This is a genomic window from Rahnella sp. CJA17(1/100), from assembly GCF_963881615.1.
In the GTDB taxonomy this organism is placed as follows: Bacteria; Pseudomonadota; Gammaproteobacteria; order Enterobacterales; family Enterobacteriaceae; genus Rahnella; species Rahnella aceris.
Genome location: NZ_CAWOJA010000033.1, coordinates 211,453 through 234,139, shown reverse-complemented (window position 1 = coordinate 234,139; position 22,687 = coordinate 211,453). Strand labels below are relative to the sequence as shown.

The following is a 22,687-nucleotide window of genomic DNA, read 5'->3' as shown; positions in this document are numbered from 1 at the left end:
AGACGTTCTTGTCACCCACTCCTAAACTTGTGACATAAAATTAACAATCCGGTTAACAACTCATCATCCGGTTTGTTCACAGACAAGACAAAAACCACCTGCGAAGCATAACTATGAAATTCAAAACTGAGATCAAACCCTACCACGGCGCGGCCGGCGGCTGGGGTGCACTGGAATCCACCACCCGTTTCGTCTTCGACAGTAAGAAGGTCCTTTCTAACCTGCGTAACCTGATGCGTGTTAACAAAGGTCGCGGTTTTGACTGTCCGGGCTGTGCCTGGGGAGACGATAATCACAGCACGTTCAGCTTCTGTGAAAACGGTGCGAAAGCCGTCAGCTGGGAAGCCACCCGCAAAGCCGTCGAACCTGAGTTCTTTGCTCAACACAGTGTGAGTAAGCTGCGTGCACAGAGCGATTATTTCCTGGAATATCAGGGGCGTCTTACCCATCCGATGCGTTACAACCGCACCACCGATCATTACGAGCCTATCAGCTGGGATGCCGCATTCTCACTGATCGCCAGCCATCTTAACGGGCTGGAAAGTCCCGATCAGGCAGATTTCTACACCTCCGGGCGTGCCAGTAACGAAGCCTCTTATCTGTATCAGGTGTTCGGCCGTATGTTCGGGACCAATAACTTCCCTGACTGTTCTAACATGTGTCACGAAGCCAGCGGCGTGGGCCTCAAACAAAGCATCGGCGTCGGTAAAGGCACTATCCGTCTGGATGATTTTGAGAAAGCAGACGCCATTTTCGTCTTCGGCCAGAACCCGGGCACCAACCACCCGCGTATGCTGCACAGTCTGCGTCATGCGTCTGACCGGGGGGCAAAAGTGGTCAGCTTTAATACCCTGCGTGAACGGGGTCTGGAACGTTTTGCCGATCCGCAAAAACCGCTGGAAGTGGTCACACCGAAAGCCGGTCGTATCAGCGCAGCCTATTATCAGCCAAACCTTGGCGGCGACATGGCGGCCGTGCGCGGTATCGTTAAAGCGTTATTGCAGACACACCGCGAACGTATTGCTTCCGGTCAGCCTTCCCTGTTCGATGAAGAATTTATCGCGGCAAACTGTGCCGGTGTCGATGAGTATCTGGCCGTGGTCGATGCCACCAGCTGGGAAAAAATTACTGAACAGTCAGGTCTGAGTGAACAGGACTTGCGCGAAGCGGCAAGCATTTATATGAACGCCGAACGGGTGATTTGTACCTGGGCGATGGGCGTGACGCAGCATAAACACTCTGTGCCGACCGTGCGTGAAATCACCAACCTGCAACTGTTATTTGGTCAGCTTGGCAAACCTGGCGCCGGGTTGTGTCCGGTTCGCGGTCACAGCAACGTGCAGGGTAACCGCACCATGGGTATCGATGAGAAAGCGCCAAAAGCGTTGCTCGATGCGATGGAAAGCCACTTCAAATTCACACCACCGCGTGTACCGGGTCATAACACCGTTGAAGCGCTGGAAGCCATGCTGCGTAAAGAAGCCAAAGTCCTGATCTGCCTTGGTGGTAATCTGGCGGCGGCGGCACCGGATACTCCGCGTACTGAACAGGCGCTAAGCAATCTGGATTTATCCGTTCAGATCAGCACCAAACTGAACCGTACGCACCTGACGCCGGGTGCAGAAGCGCTGATCCTGCCAACGCTGGGCCGTACCGAACTGGATATGCAGGCGACCGGTTCGCAGTTCATCACCGTTGAAGACTCCTTTAGCATGGTACATGCCTCCGAAGGCGTAGGCATTCCGTTATCCAAAGAACAGCGCTCTGAAACCGCGATTGTCTGCGGTATCGCCAATGCGGTTCTGGGTGATAAATACCTCGACTGGATGGCGCTGGCTGACGATTACAATCTTATCCGCGATCATATTGAAGCCACCATTCCGGGCTTCCGGGATTTCAATGCGCGCTGCGATATCAAAGGCGGTTTCTATCTCGGTAATGCGGCAGCAGAGCTGAAATTCAACACCCTGAGTGGCAAGGCCAATTTCAGTGCATCACCGTTGCCTGAAGTGCTGATCCCGATGGGCGACCAGAATGCGCCGTTCACCCTGCAAACGTTACGTTCTCACGACCAGTACAACACCACCATTTATGGCCTCGATGACCGTTACCGTGGCGTTTACGGTCAGCGTGAAGTGTTGTTCATTCACCCGCAGGATCTGGCGGACTTGGGCCTGAAAGACGGTGAACTGGTGGAAATCGAAACGCTGTGGAACGACGGTATTGAGCGCAAAGTGACCGGTTTCAAACTGGTCAGCTACGATATTCCACGCGGTAACCTGGCGGCTTATTATCCGGAAACCAACCCGCTGGTGCCGATGTCCAGTTTTGGTGACCAGACCCACACCCCGACCTCCAAAGCCGTACCGGTGACTATCCGTCGCTGCGAACAAAAAGTGGACCTGCAACGTATCGCATAAGTCGTACTTGCGCGACATCGCGCAAATCTCCCCTTTCGCTTCAGGGTTATGAGGCGAAAGGGGCAGATGCCGCTTGCCCGAAGGGGTCAGATCGCGTAAAACTGTCTGCCGCTAATCGAGCCACATTAACCCCCAATTCTCTGGACGATATGTTTCAAGATAACCCGCTGCTCGCGCAGCTAAAACAGCAACTTCACTCTCAGACTCCGCGTGTCGAAGGCATCGTAAAAGGCACTGAGAAAGGCTTTGGCTTTCTTGAAGTAGACGGTCAAAAAAGCTATTTCATTCCGCCTCCGTACATGAAAAAAGTCATGCACGGGGATCGCGTTATCGCTTCCCTGCAAACCGAAAAAGAGCGTGAAGTCGTCCAGCCGGAAACATTGGTTGAACCTTTTCTCAGCCGTTTTGTTGGCCGCGTAACGAAGAAAGACGACCGTCTTTCTATCATTCCGGATCATCCTTTATTACGTGATGCTATTCAGTGCCGCGTTGCCCGCAACATCAATCATGAAGTGAGTGATGGCGACTGGTGTGTGGCTGAAATGCGCCGTCACCCGCTGAAAGAAGGCGACCACAGCTTCCAGGCTGAAATCACCGAATGGATCACCACCGGCGCCGACGATCTTGCGCCGTGGTGGGTCACGCTGGCACGTCATAACCTTGAACGTGAAGCGCCGAAATCTGACATTGCCGAACTGCGCGATGAAGGCCTGACCCGCGAAGACCTGACCGCCCTGCCATTTGTCACTATCGACAGCGGCAGTACGCAGGACATGGATGACGCGCTGTATGTGAAAGACAACGGCGACGGCACCCTGCAAATGACTGTCGCAATTGCTGACCCGACGGCTTACGTCAGCGAAGGCAGCGAGCTGGACAATATTGCGAAAAAACGCGCATTCACCAACTATCTGCCGGGCTTCAACATCCCGATGCTACCGCGTGAATTGTCCGATGATATCTGTTCCCTGTGGCCGGACGTCAGCCGTCCGGTTCTGGCGTGTTCTGTCACAGTAGGCGCAGATGGCACACTGGGCAGCGACATTCGTTTCTTCGCGGCGACTATCGAGTCGAAAGCCAAACTGGCTTATGACGACGTGTCTGACTGGCTGGAAGCGGATGAGAAAAGCGAATGGCAACCAGCCAGTGAGGTGATCGCCTCACAGATCCGCCTGCTCAAACGCGTCTGCGACGTGCGCAGTGCATGGCGTACCGAACATGCACTGGTATTTAAAGACCGTCCTGATTACCGCTTCGTGCTGGGTGAGAAAGGTAACGTGCTGGAAATCATCGCCGAACATCGCCGCATTGCTAACCGCATCGTTGAAGAATCGATGATTGCCGCCAACGTCTGTGCCGCTATCGCCTTGCGCGACAGCCTCGGTTTCGGCGTTTATAACGTGCATACCGGTTTTGATCCTCTGCTGGTGGAAAACGCGGTCACCGTGCTGCAGGCCAATGACGTTGAAGCCAACGCTGAAGAACTGCTGACCCTGCCGGGCTTCTGCGCTCTGCGCCGTAAGCTTGATGCATTGCCAACCCAGTTCCTCGACAGTCGCATCCGTCGTTTCCAGACCTTTGCAGAAATCAGCACCACTCCGGGGCCGCACTTCGGTCTGGGGCTGGAAGCTTATGCGACCTGGACATCACCTATCCGTAAATACGGCGACATGGTGAACCACCGTTTGTTGAAAGCGATGATCCTGCAACAGTCTGCTGAAAAACCTCAGGACGACATGACCATTCAACTGGCAGAACGCCGTCGTGCCAACCGCATGGCCGAGCGCGATGTCGGTGACTGGTTGTATGCCCGTTACCTGGAAGATAAAGTCGGCACTGACGTTAAATTCAGTGCTGAAATTATCGATGTCACCCGCGGCGGCCTGCGCATACGTCTGCAAGATATCGGTGCCGTGGCGTTCATCCCTGCTCCGTTCCTGCACAGCGTGCGCGACGAACTGGTGTGCAGCGCCGATACCGGTACTGTCCTGATTAAAGGCGAAGTGGCCTACCGCCAGAGCGACATTATTGAGGTGAACATTGCTGAAGTTCGCATGGAAAACCGCAATGTGATCGCCAAACCGGCAGTCTAGGTTTCGCTTTTAGCGAAGGTAAAAAACCGGTCTCAGGACCGGTTTTTTTATGTCGTAAACAGGCATTGCTGGGAAAGTGCTCTGTCAACTCCCTCCCAGCATCCCCCTTCGCAGGGGGAGGAGCGAAAAGCTTGCCCCTCAGATCTGATAGTCAATCACCGGCTCCCCGCCCGTCGCAAATACCTTTTCTTTGATCTCATTCACAGAAAGCCCCGGATTACACAACTCGATAAACCGCCATACGTAGTTTCTCTGCAATTGCGCTTTCTTCAGTCCCAGCCAGACCGTATTGGCTTCGAATAAATGCTCCGCATTGATCAACTGCAGGCCGGTATCACGGGCGGCTTCAAATGCCTTATCTGCCAGGATACCCACGCCCAATCCCAGCTCGACGTAGGTTTTAATCACATCAGAATCCTGGGCACTCAGCACGATATCGGCGGTCAGCGCGGCACGGCTGAAAGCTTCATCGAGACGGGAACGGCCAGTGATACCCTGACGATAGGTGATCAGCGGTTGTTCGCTCAGATGTTGTAACGTCAGCGGGTGTTGCAACGTCAGCGGATGCCCTTGCGGTACGACAATTGCGTGATGCCAGCGGTAATAAGGAAACGCGGCGACTGACGGGTCATTCATCAGCTTTTCGCTGGCGATGGCGACATCCGCCTGCCCGCTCAGCAGCATTGTCAGCACTTCCTGTGGCGAGCCCTGATGCAACTCGAGGCGTACACCCGGATAAATTGCACGGAAGGCTTTGATGACTTTAGGCAAACTGTAACGCGCCTGAGTGTGAGTGGTGGCGATGGTCAGCACGCCCGCATCTTCTTTAGAGAAAACATCCGCAAGACGGCGGATATTCTGCGCCTCATTGAGAATTCTCTCAGCCACTGCCAGCAACTCTTTACCCGGCTCAGTCAGCCCCAGTAAGCGCTTTCCACGACGGATAAATATCTCAACGCCCAGCTCATCTTCCAGCTCGCGGATATGACGGCTGACACCTGACTGCGACGTGAACAGCATGTTCGATACTTCGGTCAGGTTGTAATTGCATCGCGCTGATTCCCGTATAATTTTGAGTTGTTGAAAGTTCACCGCTGTCTGCCTCTTTGCTTGCCGAAAACCCTATTGTTACGATCTGTTGCTATGCCAGACAAATAAGAAAAAGCGGTTACTTATGCTTTTTACGACTATAGAAATCAGGTGTCTGTTTTTTGGCTGCCATAAAAAAACGCTGGCAAGCAGCGTTTTTAAAGCATTCTCAGCAGAACGGTAACAATCAGCGGCTTACTCAGGCACCGGCGTTAAGACCGGTTTGCCGCCAAAATGCGCCTCAAGATTTGATAACACCAGGGCCAGCATATTTTCTACTGATTCCGGCGAACGCCCCGCGACGTGCGGCGTGATCACCAGATTATCCAGCGTGAGCATTTCCGCCGGCACCTGCGGCTCGCCGTCCACCACATCCAGTGCGGCACCGGCGATTTCGTTATTGTGCAGGCTGGCAATCAGCGCGGCGCTGTCCACCACACTTCCCCGCGCAATATTAATCAAAAACCCTTCCGGCCCCAGCGCGCGCAGAATATTGTCATCCACCAGCCTGGCCGTATTTTTGCCACCCGGCGTCGCCACCACGAGATAATCAGCCCACTCGGCCAGCTCAGTGATGGTGAGGAAATAACGGTGCGGGCTGTCTTCCAGCGAACGCCGGTTGTGATAACCGATCTCCATATCGAACCCGCCCGCTGCACGTCGTGCGATCAGTGCGCCGATATTTCCCAGCCCGATCACACCGAGACGTTTACCCGCCATTCCCGGCGTATTCCAGCGCGTTTTTTTCCATTCTCCCGTACGTACAGCGGCATCAAACTGCGGGATTTTCCGCGTGACCGCCAGCATCAGCGCCAGTGTATGGTCAGCGACAGAAGCGTTATTGGTGCCGGGGCCATTCGTGACGTGAATACCGCGCTGTTTTGCAGCCGCGACATCAATATGTTCAAACCCTACACCCTGTGCACAAATGATTTCCAGCGCCGGTAACGCGTCCATTTCAGTTGCACTTAGTCCGATGCTGCCAATGGTTAATACCGCACGGATTTGCTGAGCAATCTGCGGATCAAGGTTCGCACGTTGTTCAGGCGTCGTCGCAAAAAAGAGAGTAAAACCGGCCGCTTCGAACCGGTCAGGATAGCCAGCATCAAGTTCAACATGGCTGAGCAACGCGATGGTCATGGAGATTCCTCTGGATAAAGTCAGACAATAACTAGCAGGCTAGCTTTTTCGCTTTCACTATCGACGAAGCCCTTCCTCTTGTACAGCTTTTCGGCGGTTTACGGGAGAAGTTACGAAGTCCGGTCTACACTCGTTGTTATCGTCTGCGTGAACGCAGACGGCCCTTTTCGGCAATTTTTGTCAGATTTCCCTGAAACGGAGTGACGTCAAGTATGGCAAAGGCCCGATCCAGCAAGATAAGTAAACCTGCCGTAACAACGGAAGCAATCCGCACCCTTCCGGCACATTTACAGGTTGATATTGCAGTAGATGAGTTTGGCGTACGTATTATCGAGCCTTACAGCGACGGTGAAATTGTGCGCAGTTTCGATTCCGGACACACCACACGGGTACGCGAAGGACTGCCGGTGCCTCTGGGGGCGACCTGGGACGGGCTTGGCGTAAATTTCGCACTGTTTTCAGCCAATGCCACCAAGGTAGAACTGTGTCTTTTTAACGAAGACGGCGAGCAATATGATGTGATCGAACTGCCGGAATATACCGATGAAGTCTGGCATGGTTATCTGCCGGATGCCCGTCCTGGCCTGCTGTATGCCTATCGCGTGCATGGTCCCTATGCACCGCACGATGGTCACCGGTTTAATCCCGCCAAGTTACTGCTCGACCCTTACGCCAAGCAGATTGTCGGCGAACTGAAATGGGACGATGCTCTGTTTGCCTATGACCTGCAAAGCCCAAAGAAAGATTTGCACATCGATAACAGTGACAGCGCACCGTTTTTGCCTAAATGCCGGGTGATTGATCCGGCATTCTCGTGGGCCCGTTCACGTAAAAGACATATCCCCTGGGAAAAAACCCTGATTTATGAGACGCATGTACGCGGCTATACCATGCGCCATCCGGCAGTACCTGAGCATTTGCGCGGCACGTTTTCCGGCATGAGCACACCGCATATCGTGGACTATATCCGTTCTCTCGGGGTCACGTCTGTCGAGCTGATGCCGGTCCATGCTTTCACCGATGACCGGCATTTGCAGGATAAAGGTCTGCATAATTTCTGGGGCTACAACACGCTGAGTTTCTTTGCGCCGCATCCGCAATATATGGCAACGCATACCGTCAACGAATTCAAACAAATGATCGCCACCCTGCACGCTGCGGGTATTGAGGTCATTCTGGATGTCGTTTACAACCATACCGCTGAAGGTAACGAGCTGGGTCCGACGCTGTCTTTTAAAGGTATCGATAACGCCAGCTATTACCGGCTGATGCCGGACAATAAGCGTTATTACATTAACGATACCGGTACCGGTAATACGCTCAATCTCAGTCATCCGCGCGTATTACAGATGGTCACAGACTCGCTGCGATACTGGGCAACCGAGATGCAGGTCGATGGTTTCCGCTTTGATCTGGCGACGATCCTCGGACGTGAAAGCTATGGCTTTGATGAGGGCTGCGGTTTTCTCGACACCTGCCGTCAGGATCCGATCCTCAGTCAGTGCAAACTGATCGCCGAACCCTGGGATTGCGGTCCCGGCGGCTATCAGGTGGGCGGCTTCCCGCCGGGCTGGATGGAATGGAACGACCGGTTCCGCGACACGGTGCGCAAATTCTGGCGTGGCGACGAGGGCCAACTGGCGCAGTTTGTCACACGGCTTTCCGGTTCAGCAGATCTGTTTAATCACCGGGGCCGCAAGCCTTATGCTTCCGTGAATTTTATTACTGCCCATGATGGTTTCACGCTCAATGACTGGGTGTCGTATGCCAGTAAACACAACGAGGCGAACGGCGAAGACGGCAAGGATGGCAGCGATAACAACATTTCTGCCAACTATGGAGTGGAAGGCCCGACTGACGATCCGGCCATCAATGAACTGCGGTTGCGGCAAATGCGTAATATGCTGGCGACGTTACTGCTTTCTCAGGGAACGCCGATGCTGCTTGCGGGTGATGAATTTGGCCGCTCGCAAAACGGCAATAACAACGCCTATTGTCAGGACACAGAGATTGCCTGGGTGAACTGGGATATTGGAGACAAAGGTCAGTCGTTGTTGCTATTCACCTACCGGCTCATTGCCCTGCGTAAGCGCTTCCCGATATTGCATCGCGGACGTTTCCTGACGGGCGCATTGCATGAAAAACTGGGAGTGAAAGATGTCAGTTGGTTCCAGCCACAGGGGCCGGAAATGACGGATGCGGCATGGAAAGATCCGCATGCCAAATGCATTGCGATGCTGCTTGACGGGCGCGCCCAGCCCACCGGTCTGGTTCGCCAGGGCTCACTCAGCACCGTGTTGCTGTTGTTCAACGCGTCACACGAAGACGTGGTGTTCACCTTGCCTTCGGTGGCGCACGGTGAAAGCTGGCGACATATTTTCGATACCTTCCAGCCGGACGACATCAACGAGCACAACTTTGAGTTTGGCCGCGAGTACATCTGCACCTCCCGCACTGTCGTGTTGTTCGAGCTGATCAGCACCGCGAAACACTAAGGCTTTGGCGCTGCTTCAGATAAGGAGGATCTGAAGCAGCGAAAACCTACTCCGGATCTTTCAGATAGGCTTTGAATTGTGGAGACATGTAGCTTTTAAACGTGTCGCCTTCTCTGGTGATGAGATAAACCGCCAGATGCTGTTGCTCAGCCAGCGCCAGCGCTTTCTTCGTGCCAAGTACCATCAGGCCGGTATCCCAGCCGTCCGCTTCCAGTGCGGTCGGTGCAATCACCGTGGCTGACACCAGCTTGTGCGTGATCGGCGAACCGGTCGCCGGATCAATAATGTGTGAAAGGCGTTTGCCGTTCAGTTCGTAATAATTACGATAACTGCCGGAAGTGCTGATCCCCATGCCCTGCAAATCAACAATCGCCTGCACCGCAGTTTCTTTGTCCGTCGGTTTCTGAACTGCCACCTGCCAGGGTTTATCCTGCGCGTTATGCCCGCGGGAAACCACCGCTCCGCCGACAGACACCAGATAATTGCTGATGCCGTTGCCTTCTATTAAACGTGCCAGATGATCGGTAGCGTAGCCTTCGCCCACGGTTGAGAGATCGACATACATCCCGGGTAAATCTTTTTGCAGGTACTGCCCGTCATTTTGCTGGATCACTTTAAGATGCTGTAAACCCGTGCGGGCGCGGGCGGCATCGATTTGCTCCGTTGTCGGGATTTTTACCGGCTGTTTGTCCGGCCCGAATCCCCACAGATTCACCAGCGGGCCGACAGTAATATCCATCGCGCCACCGGTCAGCCTGCCAATCCGGATGGAGGTAACAATCGCATCGGCCATTCCTTCACTGATCGGCTGCGGCACGTTGCCCTGATACTGATTAAAACGTGACAGTACGGAGTCATCTTTGTAAGTCGACAGCTGATGATCGTCTTCTTTAAGCTGTGCTTCAATTTGTTCGCGCAGCGCCGGTTCCCGGTTTTTATCCACTCCTGCCAGACTGACACGATAAAACGTGCCCATAGTTTTGCCCTCAATCACCAGCGGCTCAGGAATATGACGATCACAGGCAGATAAAAGGCTGACGCCGCACAACACAAGTGTACAGCGCAGATAAACCGGTTTTGAGAACATGGAAATAACTCGATTAAGTGCCCGTCGCCGGGCATGAAAAGTATCAGGACAGTAAGGGGTGATGCTTAAACCACACTGCAACGGACGCACCGTTGAACCATAGCGCAATAAAAATTACCGGCTGCGCTTGGCGTGGCGCTCCCAGTTTTCCTGTTTTGCCTGCGCGGTTTTCTTTAGTGCGACATAACAGGCTCCTGCACCGCCATCTTTCTGAACAGCGGCGCAAAACGCTTGCACGTCATCCAGTTGCTGCAGCCATTTGGCAATATAACTGCGCACAATATTCGCATGACTTTCGTCTTCGCGGCCACGCCCATGAATAATCAGCAAGGTGCGTAAATTTTCAGCCTGTGCCTGACAGAAAAAGGCAAACAGTTCCTGACGGCACTGCTCAACAGGTTTGCGCAACAGGTTCAGGCTGGCTTCCAGCGGGTATTTCCCCTGCCGGAGTTTATCCAGCACTCCCTGCTGTACGCCATCGTGTTTGTATTCGAGAGGGTCATCGCATGGCTGAATATTCAGAAAGCCGGTAGTCAGCGGATTCTCACGTATTTCCGACTCAGGGTCTGCACTCACCTTGTGCCCCGCAACTGAGTTTTTGAGGTAGACCACCCGTTTATCCGACGCCAGTGGCTGTACACCTGCCATCTCCTGACTGAATAAATCATCATCTTCGCTCATCTGCTTACCTCTTTTTCAGCGGGGGGACTGCACCAAATTATCGCCATAAACCCGCAGCGGGTAAAGTCACACGCCTGCGGAACTGCGTCGGTAAAAATTCCGGAAATGCCCTGCCCGCCGTTAAAACTCATTTTTATATCTATACTTAGCTGCTGGGGAAGAAGTAAACCAGTGAGCTTGTGCTTGCGTTCCCCGGCACAATTGAGGAGAAAAAATGCCTTACCTTGATGATCCCTTGATTATTTTCACTGACCTTGATGGCTCACTGCTCGACCATCATGATTACAGTTGGCAACCCGCGCAGCCCTGGCTGGATAAACTCTCGGTGGCACAGGTTCCGTTAATTTTAACCACCAGTAAAACCTCAGCCGAAGTGGCGGAATTACAGGCTGACCTGAATCTGACACAGCAGCCTTTTATTGCAGAAAATGGCGCAATCATTCATCTGCCACCTGACTGGCGGGACGAGGACGCCGCGCCGTTTCACCTTTCCGGCGCGAGTTATCGCGAGATCCGCCAGGTTTTAGTGGAACTACGCCAGCGTTATGATTTTGAGTTTCGCGGCTTTGGTGATGTTACGGCGAAACAGGTCGCAGTCTGGACCGGACTGGCAGTCAAGGACGCGGCACTGGCGATGCAACGTGACGCTTCTGAACCGCTGATCTGGTTCGGTAACGATCTGGATTTCGCGCACCTGAAAAAATGTCTCACGCGCGAAGGCCTGTCACTGACCCGCGGCGGGCGTTTCTGGCACGTAATGGGAGCCGGGGCCGGTAAAGGTCAGGCGGTGCAATGGTTAACGGCGCGCTATCAGCAAAAACGCGGTCATCCGGTGTTAAGCATAGGTCTGGGAGATGGCCCTAATGATTTATCCATGCTGGAAGCGGTGAATTACGCCGTGGTGATCAAAGGCCATCATGAGCATGAAATGCCGCTACAGCGAGACGATGTGACACAGGTTTTTCGCACCGATGAATTTGGCCCGCGCGGCTGGAGTCAGGGGCTGAATCATTTTATTACCCTTCTCTGAAGGAAAAATGGAAAAGGTAAAATACTTTATTAACAGTTGGTTTCCACATTGTTTATCGTTCTGTGTTTGCAGAGAAGACTTCCAATAATTTTATCTATTCTAAAATTGGAGAATACCGTATGAGCGATTTTTATCAGGATGGTGTCATTACTAATTTTCATAATCTGACGAACCGCAAAGTCGAAGAACTGGAATACGATCTGCAGGTGTTCTCCGGCCGCCGTTCAATGGGATTAATATTACCGTCGTTATTTTCAGAACTGGAAGGTCCGGCCCTGACGCGCATTGTCGACGAGCTGACGAAAGTCCCGTATCTGGAAGAAATCGTTATTGGTTTAGATCGCGCTGACCGTGATCAATTTTTATTTGCCCGCGAATTTTTCTCCCGCCTGCCGCAACGTCACCGCATTTTATGGAATGACGGTCCGCGCCTGACGGCACTGGATGAGGAGCTTAAGAAAGAAAACCTTTCCCCGAATGAACCGGGCAAAGGCCGCAATGTGTGGTTTTGTGTCGGCTATACGCTGGCCTCGCGCCGCACCTCAGTGGTCGGGCTGCATGATTGTGACATTGTCACTTACAGCCGCGAGATGCTGGCTCGCCTGATGTATCCGGTGGCCAATCCCAACTTCCATTATGATTTCTGCAAAGGTTATTACGCCCGTGTGGCAGACGGGAAATTCAATGGCCGCGTCGGTCGCCTGCTGGTTTTCCCGTTGCTGAAATCCCTGCAAATCGTTTACGGCCATTCTGATTTTCTTGAGTATCTGCGCACCTTCCGTTACCCGCTTTCAGGTGAATTTGCGATGCGCACGCATGTTCTGAACGATTTGCGCATTCCGAGTGACTGGGGGCTGGAAATTGGTGTGCTGTCAGAACTGCACCGTAATACGGCGACCAGGCGTATTTGTCAGGTGGATATTGCCGACAATTACGACCATAAACACCAGCCGATGTCAGAAGAGGATGCGTCTAATGGTTTACAGCGCATGAGTATTGATATCACCAAAGCGCTGTATCGTAAGATGGCTATTCTCGGCGTGAATATTACCAGTGAGTCTTTCCGTATTCTGAAAGCGACCTATTATCGTAATGCGCTGGATATGATCGACGGATTTGAAAATGACGCCAAAATGAACGGGTTAACTTTTGACCGTCACAGCGAGGAATCGGCGGTGGAATTATTCTCAGGCGCGATCATGGAAGCCGGTCAGGCTTTTGTGGATACGCCGAGCGAAAAGCCGTTCATTCCAAGCTGGAGCCGTGTGCAGTCCGCCTTCCCGGACATGCTGGACCGCATTCATGAAGCAGTCGAAAAAGATAATGAAGGCGATGTGTAACACCTTTTAAAAGAATTACCGCAGAAAGTAAAAACGCTGCAATCGCAGCGTTTTTTTATGCATAAATTTCAGACTGGCGTTACGCGGCTTCTTTTTTCCCTGGGAAAAGTAAGCTGGCAATGATGCCTAACGCCAGAACACCCAGCACCACGTAAAGACTGGCTAATGCGCTGATTTCAATCCCGTGATGCCACAGATGGTTACTGGAATTCAGTGCCAGTTTTGCCGCCACGAAGAACAGCAGGAAGATCACTGATTTCTCCAGATGCACCAGATATTTACGCAGAGCCTCGAGCACGAAATACATCGTACGTAAACCAAGCACGGCAAACATCATGGCGGAATAGACGATCAGAGGTTCACGGCTGACAGCGATGACGGCAGGTACGCTGTCAAACGCAAACATCAGGTCTGAAATTTCAACCACAGCAATGCACAGCAATAACGGCGTTGCATAACGTACGCCCTTCTTCACCGTAAAGCTGAAGCCCTGATTTTCCGGCTTCGCCAGTTCAGCTTCTACCTGCTCACTGCTGACGAGAAAATGTGGCCCCACCAGTTTCGGGAACACCGGGAAGAAACGACGTACCATGCGGTTAGCAATATGATCGGAGTAATCATCATTTTCTTCATCATCGCTGGAGGCGCGCATCATCAGAATAGCTGTCCAGAGAATGACAACGGCAAACACCATTTCCACCCATGGTCCCAGCGCCAGCAGGCTGGTACCAATCACCACGAAAATTCCCCTGAAGACAATTGCGCCAATCACGCCCCAGTAAAGAATGCGGTGACGATAGCCATCCGGCACTTTGAACCAGGCAAAAATAGCCATAATCACAAACAGGTTATCAATGGAAAGCACCTGTTCCAGCGCATAACCGGTAAGGAAAAGACTGGCGACTTCTTTGCCGTGATGGATATATAAGAATCCGGCAAAACCAAGAGAAACAGCGATCCAGAATAGGGTCCAAAGGGAGGCACTTTTCAGGCCGATAGGCTTATGACTGCGGTGGGCAAAGATGTCAGTCAGCAGCGCCGCAACAGCTACAACGACAAAAACAAGCGTGGTTTCAAACGGAAAACCCAGAGAATCAGACTGCATTACACCTTTCCTAAAGTAAACGAAAGCTAAACGAATTCAGCCATTGTAAGCGGTTGTGAGGTGAATGGGTATCAAAGTCGATCCGGTACGGCGTTTTATGCCATAATCCGATGCGTCTTTTACGGCAAGAATTGCAAAAAAACCTTGGTCAATAACGAACCAAAACGGATAATTAAATAGACGTTTTCTCTCCTAAATTGATTCAATCTACTTATTCTCTAAAATTTAAATATTCTTTTTAGTGATAATTTGATCCAGCTTTGAATCTCATTGATTCTCAATTGGGCTTAATTCTCAGTGCAGATCAAAATAATGAGAAAAAAAACCCGTTAAAAAACGGGGTTTTTTAACATTTCGCCCTTTTAGCTACTTATAGCTACTTATCACTCGCTGCAAAAGATGTTAAAATTGACCCATATCAATATTGCCAGAGTGACTCTTATGATCCCGGAAAAGCGTATTATTCGACGTATCCAATCTGGTGGCTGTGCAATCCATTGTCAGGACTGTAGCATCAGCCAGCTTTGTATTCCTTTCACGCTGAACGAACATGAACTCGATCAGTTAGACAACATTATTGAAAGGAAAAAGCCGATCCAAAAAGGTCAGGCATTGTTTAAAGCCGGTGATGAACTGAAGTCTTTATATGCGATTCGCTCAGGCACCATCAAAAGTTACACCATCACTGAGCAAGGCGACGAGCAAATCACTGGCTTCCATCTTGCGGGCGATTTAGTGGGTTTTGATGCTATTGGAGGCTTACAGCATCCAAGTTTTGCGCAAGCGTTGGAAACGTCTATGGTTTGTGAAATTCCGTTTGAGACCCTCGACGATCTCTCCGGAAAAATGCCGAATCTGCGCCAGCAAATGATGCGCCTGATGAGCGGTGAGATAAAAGGCGACCAGGATATGATCCTGCTGTTGTCGAAGAAAAATGCTGAAGAACGACTGGCTGCATTTATCTACAACCTCTCCCGCCGCTTTGCACAACGTGGTTTCTCTCAGCGCGAATTCCGCCTGACCATGACCCGTGGCGACATCGGTAATTACCTCGGCCTGACCGTGGAAACTATCAGCCGTTTACTCGGTCGTTTCCAGAAATCAGAAATGCTGAGCGTAAAAGGTAAATACATCACCATTGAGAATCATGAAATGCTTTCTCAATTAGCCGGTCAGTCTGCTCCGGTTTCTGCCTGATAAATATTGAGTCGGATCTGCAAAGAATAATTTGTTGATCCGACTCAATTTCTCCTCTGTCCGATTGCTTAATCTTGGTTTACTCTGTACTTAATACACTGACCGCCGTTCTTCTACAGGTGTTAAGGAGTCCCCATGGCTAAGTATCAGAATTTACTGGTTGCTATAGACCCCAATCAGGATGACCAACCCGCGCTACGTCGTGCCGTTTATCTGGTGCAACGTAATGGCGGCCGCATCAAAGCCTTCCTGTCGATTTATGACTTCTCCTATGAGATGACCACCATGCTGTCGCCCGACGAACGGACCAGTATGCGACAAAGTGTGATCAGCGAACGGGAAGAATGGATTAAAGAACAGTGCCGGTATTATGTCGAAGCGGGCATTCCCATTGATGTCAAAGTTGTCTGGCATAACAAACCTTTCGAAGCCATCATTCAGGAAGTCGTTTCCAATAATCACGACTTGTTGTTGAAAATGGCTCATCAGCATGACCGCCTTGAGTCTGTTATTTTCACTCCGACTGACTGGAACTTACTGCGTAAATGTCCGTGTCCGGTATGGATGGTAAAAGACCAGCCGTGGCCGGAAGGCGGCAAAGCGGTGGTTGCTGTCAACCTTTCCAGCGAAGAACCTTATCACGACCCGCTCAACATTAAACTGGTGAAAGAGACCATTGAGCTGGCGTCTCACGTTAATCAGACGGAAGTCCATCTGGTCGGCGCCTATCCGGTTACGCCAATCAATATTGCTATTGAACTACCGGACTTCGACCCAAGCGTATATAACGACGCCATCCGCGGTCAGCATCTGATCGCGATGAAAGCGTTGCGTCAGAAATTCCAGCTTGATGAAAAATATACGCACGTGGAAAAAGGCCTGCCGGAAGAAGTCATTCCTGACCTTGCAGAGCATTTGCAGGCAGGTGTGGTTGTTCTTGGTGCGATTGGCCGCACCGGCCTTTCTGCCGCATTTTTGGGGAATACGACCGAACAGGTGATCGACCATCTGAAATGCGATTTGCTGGCAATCAAACCCGATGATTTCGAATGCCCTATTACGTCAGATGACGACGAAGAAGATGAAGACGAGTAAAGTCTGATTCATACAAAAAATAAAGGCCAGTCAACTGACTGGCCTTTTTGCATTACGGATTTCGATTGATTACAGCGCGCGCAGGATTTTCTCTACGCTTTCTTTAGCATCGCCAAACAGCATTTGGGTATTTTCTTTGAAGAACAGCGGGTTCTGCACACCGGCATAACCGGTATTCATTGAACGTTTAAACACAATCACGTTCTGCGCTTTCCACACTTCCAACACAGGCATACCGGCGATTGGGCTGCGCGGATCTTCCTGCGCGGCCGGGTTCACGGTGTCATTGGCACCAATAACCAGCACCACGTCGGTATCGCTGAAATCATCATTGATTTCATCCATTTCCAGCACGATGTCATACGGCACTTTTGCTTCGGCCAGCAAGACGTTCATGTGGCCCGGCAGACGCCCCGCAACAGGGTGAATACCGAAACGCACCTTGATGCCTTTCGCGCGCAATTTCGCCGTGATGTCATGCACCGGATACTGTGCCTGAGCAACTGCCATGCCATAGCCAGGAGTGATGATTACCGAGCTGGCATTTTTGAGCATGTCAGCCACATCTTCCGCGCTGGCTTCGTGATATTCACCCATCTCTTCAGCATCACCGGTAGAAGAACCGTCAGTACCGAAACCGCCTGCAATCACACTAATGAACGAACGGTTCATGGCTTTACACATGATATAGGACAGAATTGCACCGGAAGACCCCACCAGCGCACCGGTGACGATCAGCAGGTCGTTGCTGAGCATGAAACCTGCCGCAGCTGCAGCCCAACCGGAATAGGAGTTCAGCATGGAAACCACAACCGGCATATCCGCGCCGCCGATGGAGGACACCAGGTGCCAGCCAAACGCCAGTGCGATCAGGGTCATGATCAGTAATGCGAGAACCTGCAGCCCTACGCTTTCAGTGCGAACAAACATCACCATCAGCAGGAAGGAAATGACCAGTGCAGCCAGATTCAGTTTATGCCGGTGTGGCAATGCCAGCGGTTTGGAAGAGATGATCCCACGCAGTTTGCCGAACGCCACAATCGAACCGGTAAAGGTCACTGCGCCGATGAAGATACCGAGGAATACTTCGGTCAGATGGATATTTTCCATCACGCCTTCCATCGGAACAACACCGTGATCCAGATAGCTGTTAAAGCCCACCAGAACCGCCGCCAGACCCACGAAGCTGTGCAGAATCGCCACCAGCTCAGGCATTTCGGTCATTTCGACTTTACGCGCCAGATAAACACCGATCGCACCGCCAATCACCATAGCAACGATGATCCAGCCAACATTGCCGGAGTCAGGCCCAAGGATGGTCGCGATTAACGCGATCGCCATCCCGGTGACACCGAAAATGTTACCCTGCTTGGATGTTTCATGTTTTGACAACCCAGCCAGGCTGCAAATAAACAGAATTGCGGCAACAATATATGCTGCTGTTACTAAACCCCCAGACATATATTCCCCTTAGTTCTTACGAAACATCTTCAGCATGCGCTGAGTGACGGTGAATCCGCCGAAAATATTGATACTGGCAATCAGAACAGCGACGAAGGACAGGAAACTCACCCAGCCGCCGTGACCGATTTGCAGTACGGCACCGACCACGATAATCCCGGAGATGGCGTTAGTCACCGACATCAGCGGGGTATGCAGCGCATGACTGACATTCCACACCACGTAATAACCGACCACGCACGAAAGCGCGAATACGGTAAAGTGGGAAAGGAATTCTTTCGGGGCAACGTTCGCCAGCCAGCCAAACAGCACAATAGCCACAGCCATAATGATGAATTTGGTCCACGGCGACGCCGGTTTGGCTTCAGCTTTGGCAACAGGCTCTGCGGCTTTCGCAGCCTGAGGCTGAGCAGAGACCTGAATCGGCGGTGCAGGCCAGGTGACTTCGCCGGATTTCACGACTGTTACACCGCGCACAAGGGTATCTTCGAAATCAATCTCGATTTCACCGTTCTTCTCTTTGCACAGCAATTTCAGCAGGTTAACCAGGTTGGTACCGTAAAGCTGGGAAGACTGCGTGGGCAGACGACTTGGCAAATCGGTATAGCCGATAATCTTCACGCCGTTTTCAGTGGTCGTGATTTTGTCTGCTACTGTCAGCTCACAGTTACCGCCTGTCTGAGCCGCCAGATCGACGATCACACTGCCCGGCTTCATAGAGGCAACCATCTCTTTGGTGATGAGCTTCGGTGCAGGACGGCCAGGGATCAACGCGGTCGTGACGATAATGTCCACTTCTTCGGCCTGCGCCGCAAACAACGCCATTTCCGCTTTAATGAACGCTTCGGACATCACTTTGGCATAACCGTCGCCGCTGCCTGCTTCTTCCTCGAAATCCAGCTCGAGGAATTCAGCGCCCATACTTTTGACCTGCTCTTTCACTTCCGGGCGGGTATCAAACGCACGGACGATAGCACCGAGGCTGCCAGCTGCACCGATAGCAGCCAGCCCAGCCACACCGGCACCGATAATCATCACTTTTGCCGGTGGCACTTTACCCGCAGCAGTAATCTGCCCGGTAAAGAAACGACCGAACTCATGCGCCGCTTCAACGATCGCACGATAACCGGCAATGTTAGCCATTGAGCTCAGGGCATCAAGGGATTGCGCACGGGAAATACGCGGCACAGAATCCATAGCCATTGCCGTCACCTGACGGTCGGCCAGTTTTTGGATCAGATCAGGGTTTTGCGCAGGCCAGATAAAGCTGACTAACGTGGTTCCCGCCTGTAATTTATCGATTTCATCGTTTTCAGGCGCATTAACCTTCAAAACGATATCTGAGTGCCATACATCATCACCGCTGACGACTGATGCCCCCGCTTGCTCATAAGCCGAGTCTTCAAAGCTGGCTAACTTACCGGCCCCCTGTTCGATAGCGACCGTAAAGCCGAGTTTCAACAACTGCTCCACCGTTTTCGGCGTGGCTGCAACCCTGGCTTCATTGGTCAACCGCTCTCTTGGTACACCAATACGCATAGTATTCCCTTCACCCTTTTCATTGATGATTTTTGTCATCGACATAACAATTCAAGTACAAGCCTGTCGGTTCATAAGCCACCGAATTTTATTTTTTCAGGCTGACTATAACCTACTGAATATCTAATCAATAATCTACGTATCACAGCGATAGACAGGTAATTAATATTAAAAAAGTCGATATGGTCCGCAAACCTGCTGCAAACCCTGAGAAACAAGCCTTTAATCCACCTCATAACAACCGTAACACCGGATCAATCACTCAGGATCCTTCTGCCATAACCCGCTCGGACTGGGCATAAAAGTTAGAAAATAGTGAATAATTAACATTTATTTCACTACTTGGATTATTCAACAAACTTATATAAGTTATGCGCAGTAATAAAAGTGATGTGATATACCGGTAGCACACGCATTATTGCCATAAATTGCTGAGACACTTGGCATTGTTACATGCAATAATCGTCCGCTAACCTGTTACACATCAAGAATTCAGCACGTTTCAACATTACTGCGCAAGGTGGAAGGATTTTTTATGAAGCTGACAAAAACGATCATCGCATCGGCCCTGTTTTCTGTTTCTGCGCTGTCTGCTGCACATGCCGCGCAGGAAATTAGCCCGCAGAAAGCCGCAGCCATCAAGCCTTTTGATCGCATTGTTATTACCGGGCGGTTCAACACGCTGGGCGACGCCGCTGACGCCGTTTCCCGCCGTGCCGATACGCTGGGTGCAGATTATTTTTATATTCAAGATACCAACAGCACTAACAATAGCGGGAACTGGCGCGTAGTTGCAGACATCTATAAAAAAGATGCGCCAGAAATCAGCAATGATCCTCACTACCGTGTTATCAACGGTGTGGTTGAGCTGCCTAAAGATGTTGCTTACGGCCTCGAACCTTTCGATACCGTCACCGTTAACGGTTTCTACCGCAGCCAGCCAGACGTCAACGATGCCATTACGAAAGCAGCGAAAGAAAAAGGGGCGTATTCCTTCTTCATCGTTCGCCAGATTGATGCCAACAGCGGCGGCAACCAGTACATCACTGCATTCATTTATAAGAAAGATGCACAAAAACGTGTTGTTCAGTCTCCGGATGCTATCCCTGCTGATTCTGAAGCCGGTAAAGCAGCACTGGCAGCGGGCGGCGCAGCAGCAGCCAAGGTCGAAATCCCGGGTGTGGCATCCTCTGGTAGCCCAAGCCGTGATGTTGGCCGTTTCTTTGAAACACAGTCATCAACTGGCAAGCGTTACACTGTCACTGCCACTAACGGTGCAAAGATTCAGGAAGTGAATGACGTAACTGCCGCACAGATGGTTCCGTTTGATTCCACCACTTTTACCGGCCACTTCAACAGCACCACGGATGTTTCGCAGGAAGTCGCGAACCGTGCGGCTGCCAAGGGTGCCAAGTTCTACCACATTACCCGCCAGTGGCAGAACAAGAGCGGTGGCAACCTGACTGTAAGCGCAGACTTCTTCAAATAAGTCGGAATGACAGACAGCAAAAAGGCAGCCCTGGTGGCTAATGCCAGTCAGTTAAGCATTTTTATGAATACAAATTCATTTTTGTGCTTCAAAGGATAATGAAGGAATCAGGGCTTATAGCGCTATTTTTCTTCATCGAAGGCCCAAATTCACGGGCCTCATTTCCTTAAGTGACCGGCATTAGCCCTGGTGGCTGCTTTTTTTTGCCGCGAACGCCCTTGCGGCCCGCTTAGTTTCCCCAGGTACGTTCCAGCACATTCATCCAGTTTTTGTAGCAGATTTTTTCCAGCAGCGCATTGCCGTAGCCCGCTTTGCGCAGGGCTTCAACCAGCACCGGTAACCCGCGCACATCCTTCAAAAACGGTGCCATCGATGCGCCATCAAAGTCTGATCCCAATCCGACCCCCTCCTCACCCAGATGCTCAACCAGATAATCCATGTGACGTACCATAATATCGGTGCCGGTATCATCACTGCGTTTACCGTCTTCACGCAGGAATGGCACCGCAAAGTTCAGCCCGACGAAGCCCTGGCTTTCTTTGATGGCGTGCAGCTGCTTATCGGTCAGGTTACGTGACTGCGGGCAGATACTGAATGCGTTGGAATGGCTGGCCACCAGCGGCGCATCACTTAATTCGGCCACCTGCCAGAAGCCTTTTTCGTTCAGATGAGAGAGGTCAATCATGATGCGTTTCTGGTTACAGGCTTTCACCAGACGCACACCCGCCTCTGTCAGCCCCGGTCCGGTATCCGGTGAGGTCTGATATTTAAACGGTACCCCCTCACCGAAGATGTTCGGACGACTCCATACCGGCCCCAGGGAACGCAGCCCCATGCTGTAAAGCACATCAAGATTATACAAATCCTCATCAATTGCCTCGGCGCCCTCAATATGCATAACCACAGCTAATGCATGGTTATGCATTGACTGCCTGATCTCCTGCGCGGTACGACAAATTTTCACCTTGCCCTGCGATTGCGCTTCGATTCTCAGCAGGAACGCCATCATGCCAAATGTGACATCACGTGCAAAATCGAAAGAAGGTGTCGGGGAAAAATCAGGATGTTTTTGAGTACCTTCGGGCAGAAAACGGGGGTCCACTGAACGATCCGGCACGCTAATTGCTAGATCAATATCCGGAGTCGGCACCCAGGCGGCGAAAAGCCCGCCAGCAAAGCCTGCTTCACGACAGCGCGGCAGGTCCAGTTGTCCGCTGGCGGGTCCCTGAAGGAATGCGCGTTCAGGATCCTGATGATGTTCTGTCCAAAGTTGCAGCAAAACATCGTTATGTCCATCAAAAACCGGCATTAATTCTTCAGTTCCGTGCGCTACGTTATTCATAAAAAAGGTCTACCTTTGATTAAGCATGACTAAGACAACGGAGATTTGTTCATGCGGGGTGCAGTAATGGAGTCATGCTGCACC

16 protein-coding genes are annotated in these 22,687 nt (G+C 51.6%); 8 read left to right on the top strand and 8 right to left on the bottom strand.

Annotation, left to right across the window (positions count from 1 at the left end):
- Positions 1 to 113: 113 nt before the first annotated feature.
- Positions 114 to 2,420 carry an FdhF/YdeP family oxidoreductase gene (locus AACU55_RS15720; protein WP_121019331.1) on the top strand — a complete coding sequence of 769 codons (2,307 nt, stop codon included), beginning with the start codon at positions 114 to 116 and terminating at the stop codon, positions 2,418 to 2,420.
- A gap of 149 nt (positions 2,421 to 2,569) precedes the next feature.
- Positions 2,570 to 4,513, top strand: a complete 1,944-nt coding sequence (locus AACU55_RS15715; RefSeq protein ID WP_134705716.1) for an exoribonuclease II — start codon at positions 2,570 to 2,572, stop codon at positions 4,511 to 4,513.
- A gap of 138 nt (positions 4,514 to 4,651) precedes the next feature.
- Here AACU55_RS15715 and cbl read toward each other — a convergent pair whose 3' ends face one another.
- Positions 4,652 to 5,605: an HTH-type transcriptional regulator Cbl gene (gene cbl, locus AACU55_RS15710; RefSeq protein WP_013575556.1), complete on the bottom strand. Its 954-nt coding sequence runs from the start codon at positions 5,603 to 5,605 to the stop codon at positions 4,652 to 4,654.
- A 192-nt stretch (positions 5,606 to 5,797) separates the two neighbouring features.
- The gene (locus AACU55_RS15705) at positions 5,798 to 6,742 is read right to left on the bottom strand and encodes a 2-hydroxyacid dehydrogenase (RefSeq protein WP_134705715.1); all 945 of its coding nucleotides are present in this window, start codon (positions 6,740 to 6,742) and stop codon (positions 5,798 to 5,800) included.
- Between the two features lie 212 nt (positions 6,743 to 6,954).
- On the opposite strand from AACU55_RS15705, the gene glgX reads away from it, so the two are divergent.
- Positions 6,955 to 9,237, top strand: a complete 2,283-nt coding sequence (glgX, locus tag AACU55_RS15700; RefSeq protein ID WP_134705714.1) for a glycogen debranching protein GlgX — start codon at positions 6,955 to 6,957, stop codon at positions 9,235 to 9,237.
- A gap of 46 nt (positions 9,238 to 9,283) precedes the next feature.
- Here the strand turns inward: glgX and apbE are convergent, their stop codons facing one another.
- Positions 9,284 to 10,324 (bottom strand): FAD:protein FMN transferase ApbE, encoded by a 1,041-nt coding sequence (gene apbE, locus AACU55_RS15695; RefSeq protein WP_013575559.1) that lies wholly within the window; start codon positions 10,322 to 10,324, stop codon positions 9,284 to 9,286.
- A gap of 114 nt (positions 10,325 to 10,438) precedes the next feature.
- The gene (gene smrA / locus AACU55_RS15690; RefSeq protein WP_134705713.1) at positions 10,439 to 11,005 is read right to left on the bottom strand and encodes a DNA endonuclease SmrA; all 567 of its coding nucleotides are present in this window, start codon (positions 11,003 to 11,005) and stop codon (positions 10,439 to 10,441) included.
- 214 nt (positions 11,006 to 11,219) lie between these two features.
- On the opposite strand from smrA, the gene AACU55_RS15685 reads away from it, so the two are divergent.
- A complete protein-coding gene (locus tag AACU55_RS15685) occupies positions 11,220 to 12,035 on the top strand; it encodes a mannosyl-3-phosphoglycerate phosphatase-related protein (RefSeq protein ID WP_119261651.1) in 816 nt (271 codons plus the stop codon).
- A gap of 119 nt (positions 12,036 to 12,154) precedes the next feature.
- The gene (locus tag AACU55_RS15680; RefSeq protein WP_037034052.1) at positions 12,155 to 13,375 is read left to right on the top strand and encodes a glycosyl transferase; all 1,221 of its coding nucleotides are present in this window, start codon (positions 12,155 to 12,157) and stop codon (positions 13,373 to 13,375) included.
- Between the two features lie 79 nt (positions 13,376 to 13,454).
- Here the strand turns inward: AACU55_RS15680 and AACU55_RS15675 are convergent, their stop codons facing one another.
- A complete protein-coding gene (locus AACU55_RS15675) occupies positions 13,455 to 14,480 on the bottom strand; it encodes a TerC/Alx family metal homeostasis membrane protein (protein ID WP_013575563.1) in 1,026 nt (341 codons plus the stop codon).
- A 441-nt stretch (positions 14,481 to 14,921) separates the two neighbouring features.
- On the opposite strand from AACU55_RS15675, the gene AACU55_RS15670 reads away from it, so the two are divergent.
- Positions 14,922 to 15,677 carry an FNR family transcription factor gene (locus AACU55_RS15670; RefSeq protein ID WP_013575564.1) on the top strand — a complete coding sequence of 252 codons (756 nt, stop codon included), beginning with the start codon at positions 14,922 to 14,924 and terminating at the stop codon, positions 15,675 to 15,677.
- Between the two features lie 135 nt (positions 15,678 to 15,812).
- The gene (uspE, locus tag AACU55_RS15665) at positions 15,813 to 16,772 is read left to right on the top strand and encodes a universal stress protein UspE (protein WP_013575565.1); all 960 of its coding nucleotides are present in this window, start codon (positions 15,813 to 15,815) and stop codon (positions 16,770 to 16,772) included.
- Between the two features lie 69 nt (positions 16,773 to 16,841).
- On the opposite strand, the gene pntB is transcribed toward uspE, so the two are convergent.
- Together pntB and pntA are read right to left on the bottom strand one after the other, a co-directional pair.
- Complete coding sequence (pntB, locus tag AACU55_RS15660) at positions 16,842 to 18,233, bottom strand: Re/Si-specific NAD(P)(+) transhydrogenase subunit beta (protein WP_013575566.1); 1,392 nt, start codon at positions 18,231 to 18,233, stop codon at positions 16,842 to 16,844.
- A gap of 9 nt (positions 18,234 to 18,242) precedes the next feature.
- The gene (gene pntA, locus AACU55_RS15655) at positions 18,243 to 19,772 is read right to left on the bottom strand and encodes a Re/Si-specific NAD(P)(+) transhydrogenase subunit alpha (protein WP_134705796.1); all 1,530 of its coding nucleotides are present in this window, start codon (positions 19,770 to 19,772) and stop codon (positions 18,243 to 18,245) included.
- Positions 19,773 to 20,307: 535 nt separating this feature from the next.
- On the opposite strand from pntA, the gene ydgH reads away from it, so the two are divergent.
- Positions 20,308 to 21,261 carry a DUF1471 family protein YdgH gene (ydgH, locus tag AACU55_RS15650; protein WP_013575568.1) on the top strand — a complete coding sequence of 318 codons (954 nt, stop codon included), beginning with the start codon at positions 20,308 to 20,310 and terminating at the stop codon, positions 21,259 to 21,261.
- Between the two features lie 229 nt (positions 21,262 to 21,490).
- On the opposite strand, the gene AACU55_RS15645 is transcribed toward ydgH, so the two are convergent.
- Positions 21,491 to 22,603 carry a dipeptidase gene (locus AACU55_RS15645; RefSeq protein WP_134705712.1) on the bottom strand — a complete coding sequence of 371 codons (1,113 nt, stop codon included), beginning with the start codon at positions 22,601 to 22,603 and terminating at the stop codon, positions 21,491 to 21,493.
- Between the last annotated feature and the right edge of the window lie 84 nt (positions 22,604 to 22,687).

Bases quoted from the DNA above. Each gene is read 5' to 3' on its own strand.
- uspE (WP_013575565.1), top strand. From the start codon at position 15,813: ATGGCTAAGTATCAGAATTTACTGGTTGCTATAGACCCCAATCAGGAT.
- AACU55_RS15720 (WP_121019331.1), top strand. From the start codon at position 114: ATGAAATTCAAAACTGAGATCAAACCCTACCACGGCGCGGCCGGCGGC.
- AACU55_RS15685 (WP_119261651.1), top strand. From the start codon at position 11,220: ATGCCTTACCTTGATGATCCCTTGATTATTTTCACTGACCTTGATGGC.
- AACU55_RS15680 (WP_037034052.1), top strand. From the start codon at position 12,155: ATGAGCGATTTTTATCAGGATGGTGTCATTACTAATTTTCATAATCTG.
- pntB (WP_013575566.1), bottom strand. From the start codon at position 18,233: ATGTCTGGGGGTTTAGTAACAGCAGCATATATTGTTGCCGCAATTCTG.
- apbE (WP_013575559.1), bottom strand. From the start codon at position 10,324: ATGTTCTCAAAACCGGTTTATCTGCGCTGTACACTTGTGTTGTGCGGC.
- smrA (WP_134705713.1), bottom strand. From the start codon at position 11,005: ATGAGCGAAGATGATGATTTATTCAGTCAGGAGATGGCAGGTGTACAG.
- glgX (WP_134705714.1), top strand. From the start codon at position 6,955: ATGGCAAAGGCCCGATCCAGCAAGATAAGTAAACCTGCCGTAACAACG.
- AACU55_RS15715 (WP_134705716.1), top strand. From the start codon at position 2,570: ATGTTTCAAGATAACCCGCTGCTCGCGCAGCTAAAACAGCAACTTCAC.
- pntA (WP_134705796.1), bottom strand. From the start codon at position 19,772: ATGCGTATTGGTGTACCAAGAGAGCGGTTGACCAATGAAGCCAGGGTT.
- ydgH (WP_013575568.1), top strand. From the start codon at position 20,308: ATGAAGCTGACAAAAACGATCATCGCATCGGCCCTGTTTTCTGTTTCT.
- AACU55_RS15675 (WP_013575563.1), bottom strand. From the start codon at position 14,480: ATGCAGTCTGATTCTCTGGGTTTTCCGTTTGAAACCACGCTTGTTTTT.
- AACU55_RS15645 (WP_134705712.1), bottom strand. From the start codon at position 22,603: ATGAATAACGTAGCGCACGGAACTGAAGAATTAATGCCGGTTTTTGAT.
- AACU55_RS15670 (WP_013575564.1), top strand. From the start codon at position 14,922: ATGATCCCGGAAAAGCGTATTATTCGACGTATCCAATCTGGTGGCTGT.
- AACU55_RS15705 (WP_134705715.1), bottom strand. From the start codon at position 6,742: ATGACCATCGCGTTGCTCAGCCATGTTGAACTTGATGCTGGCTATCCT.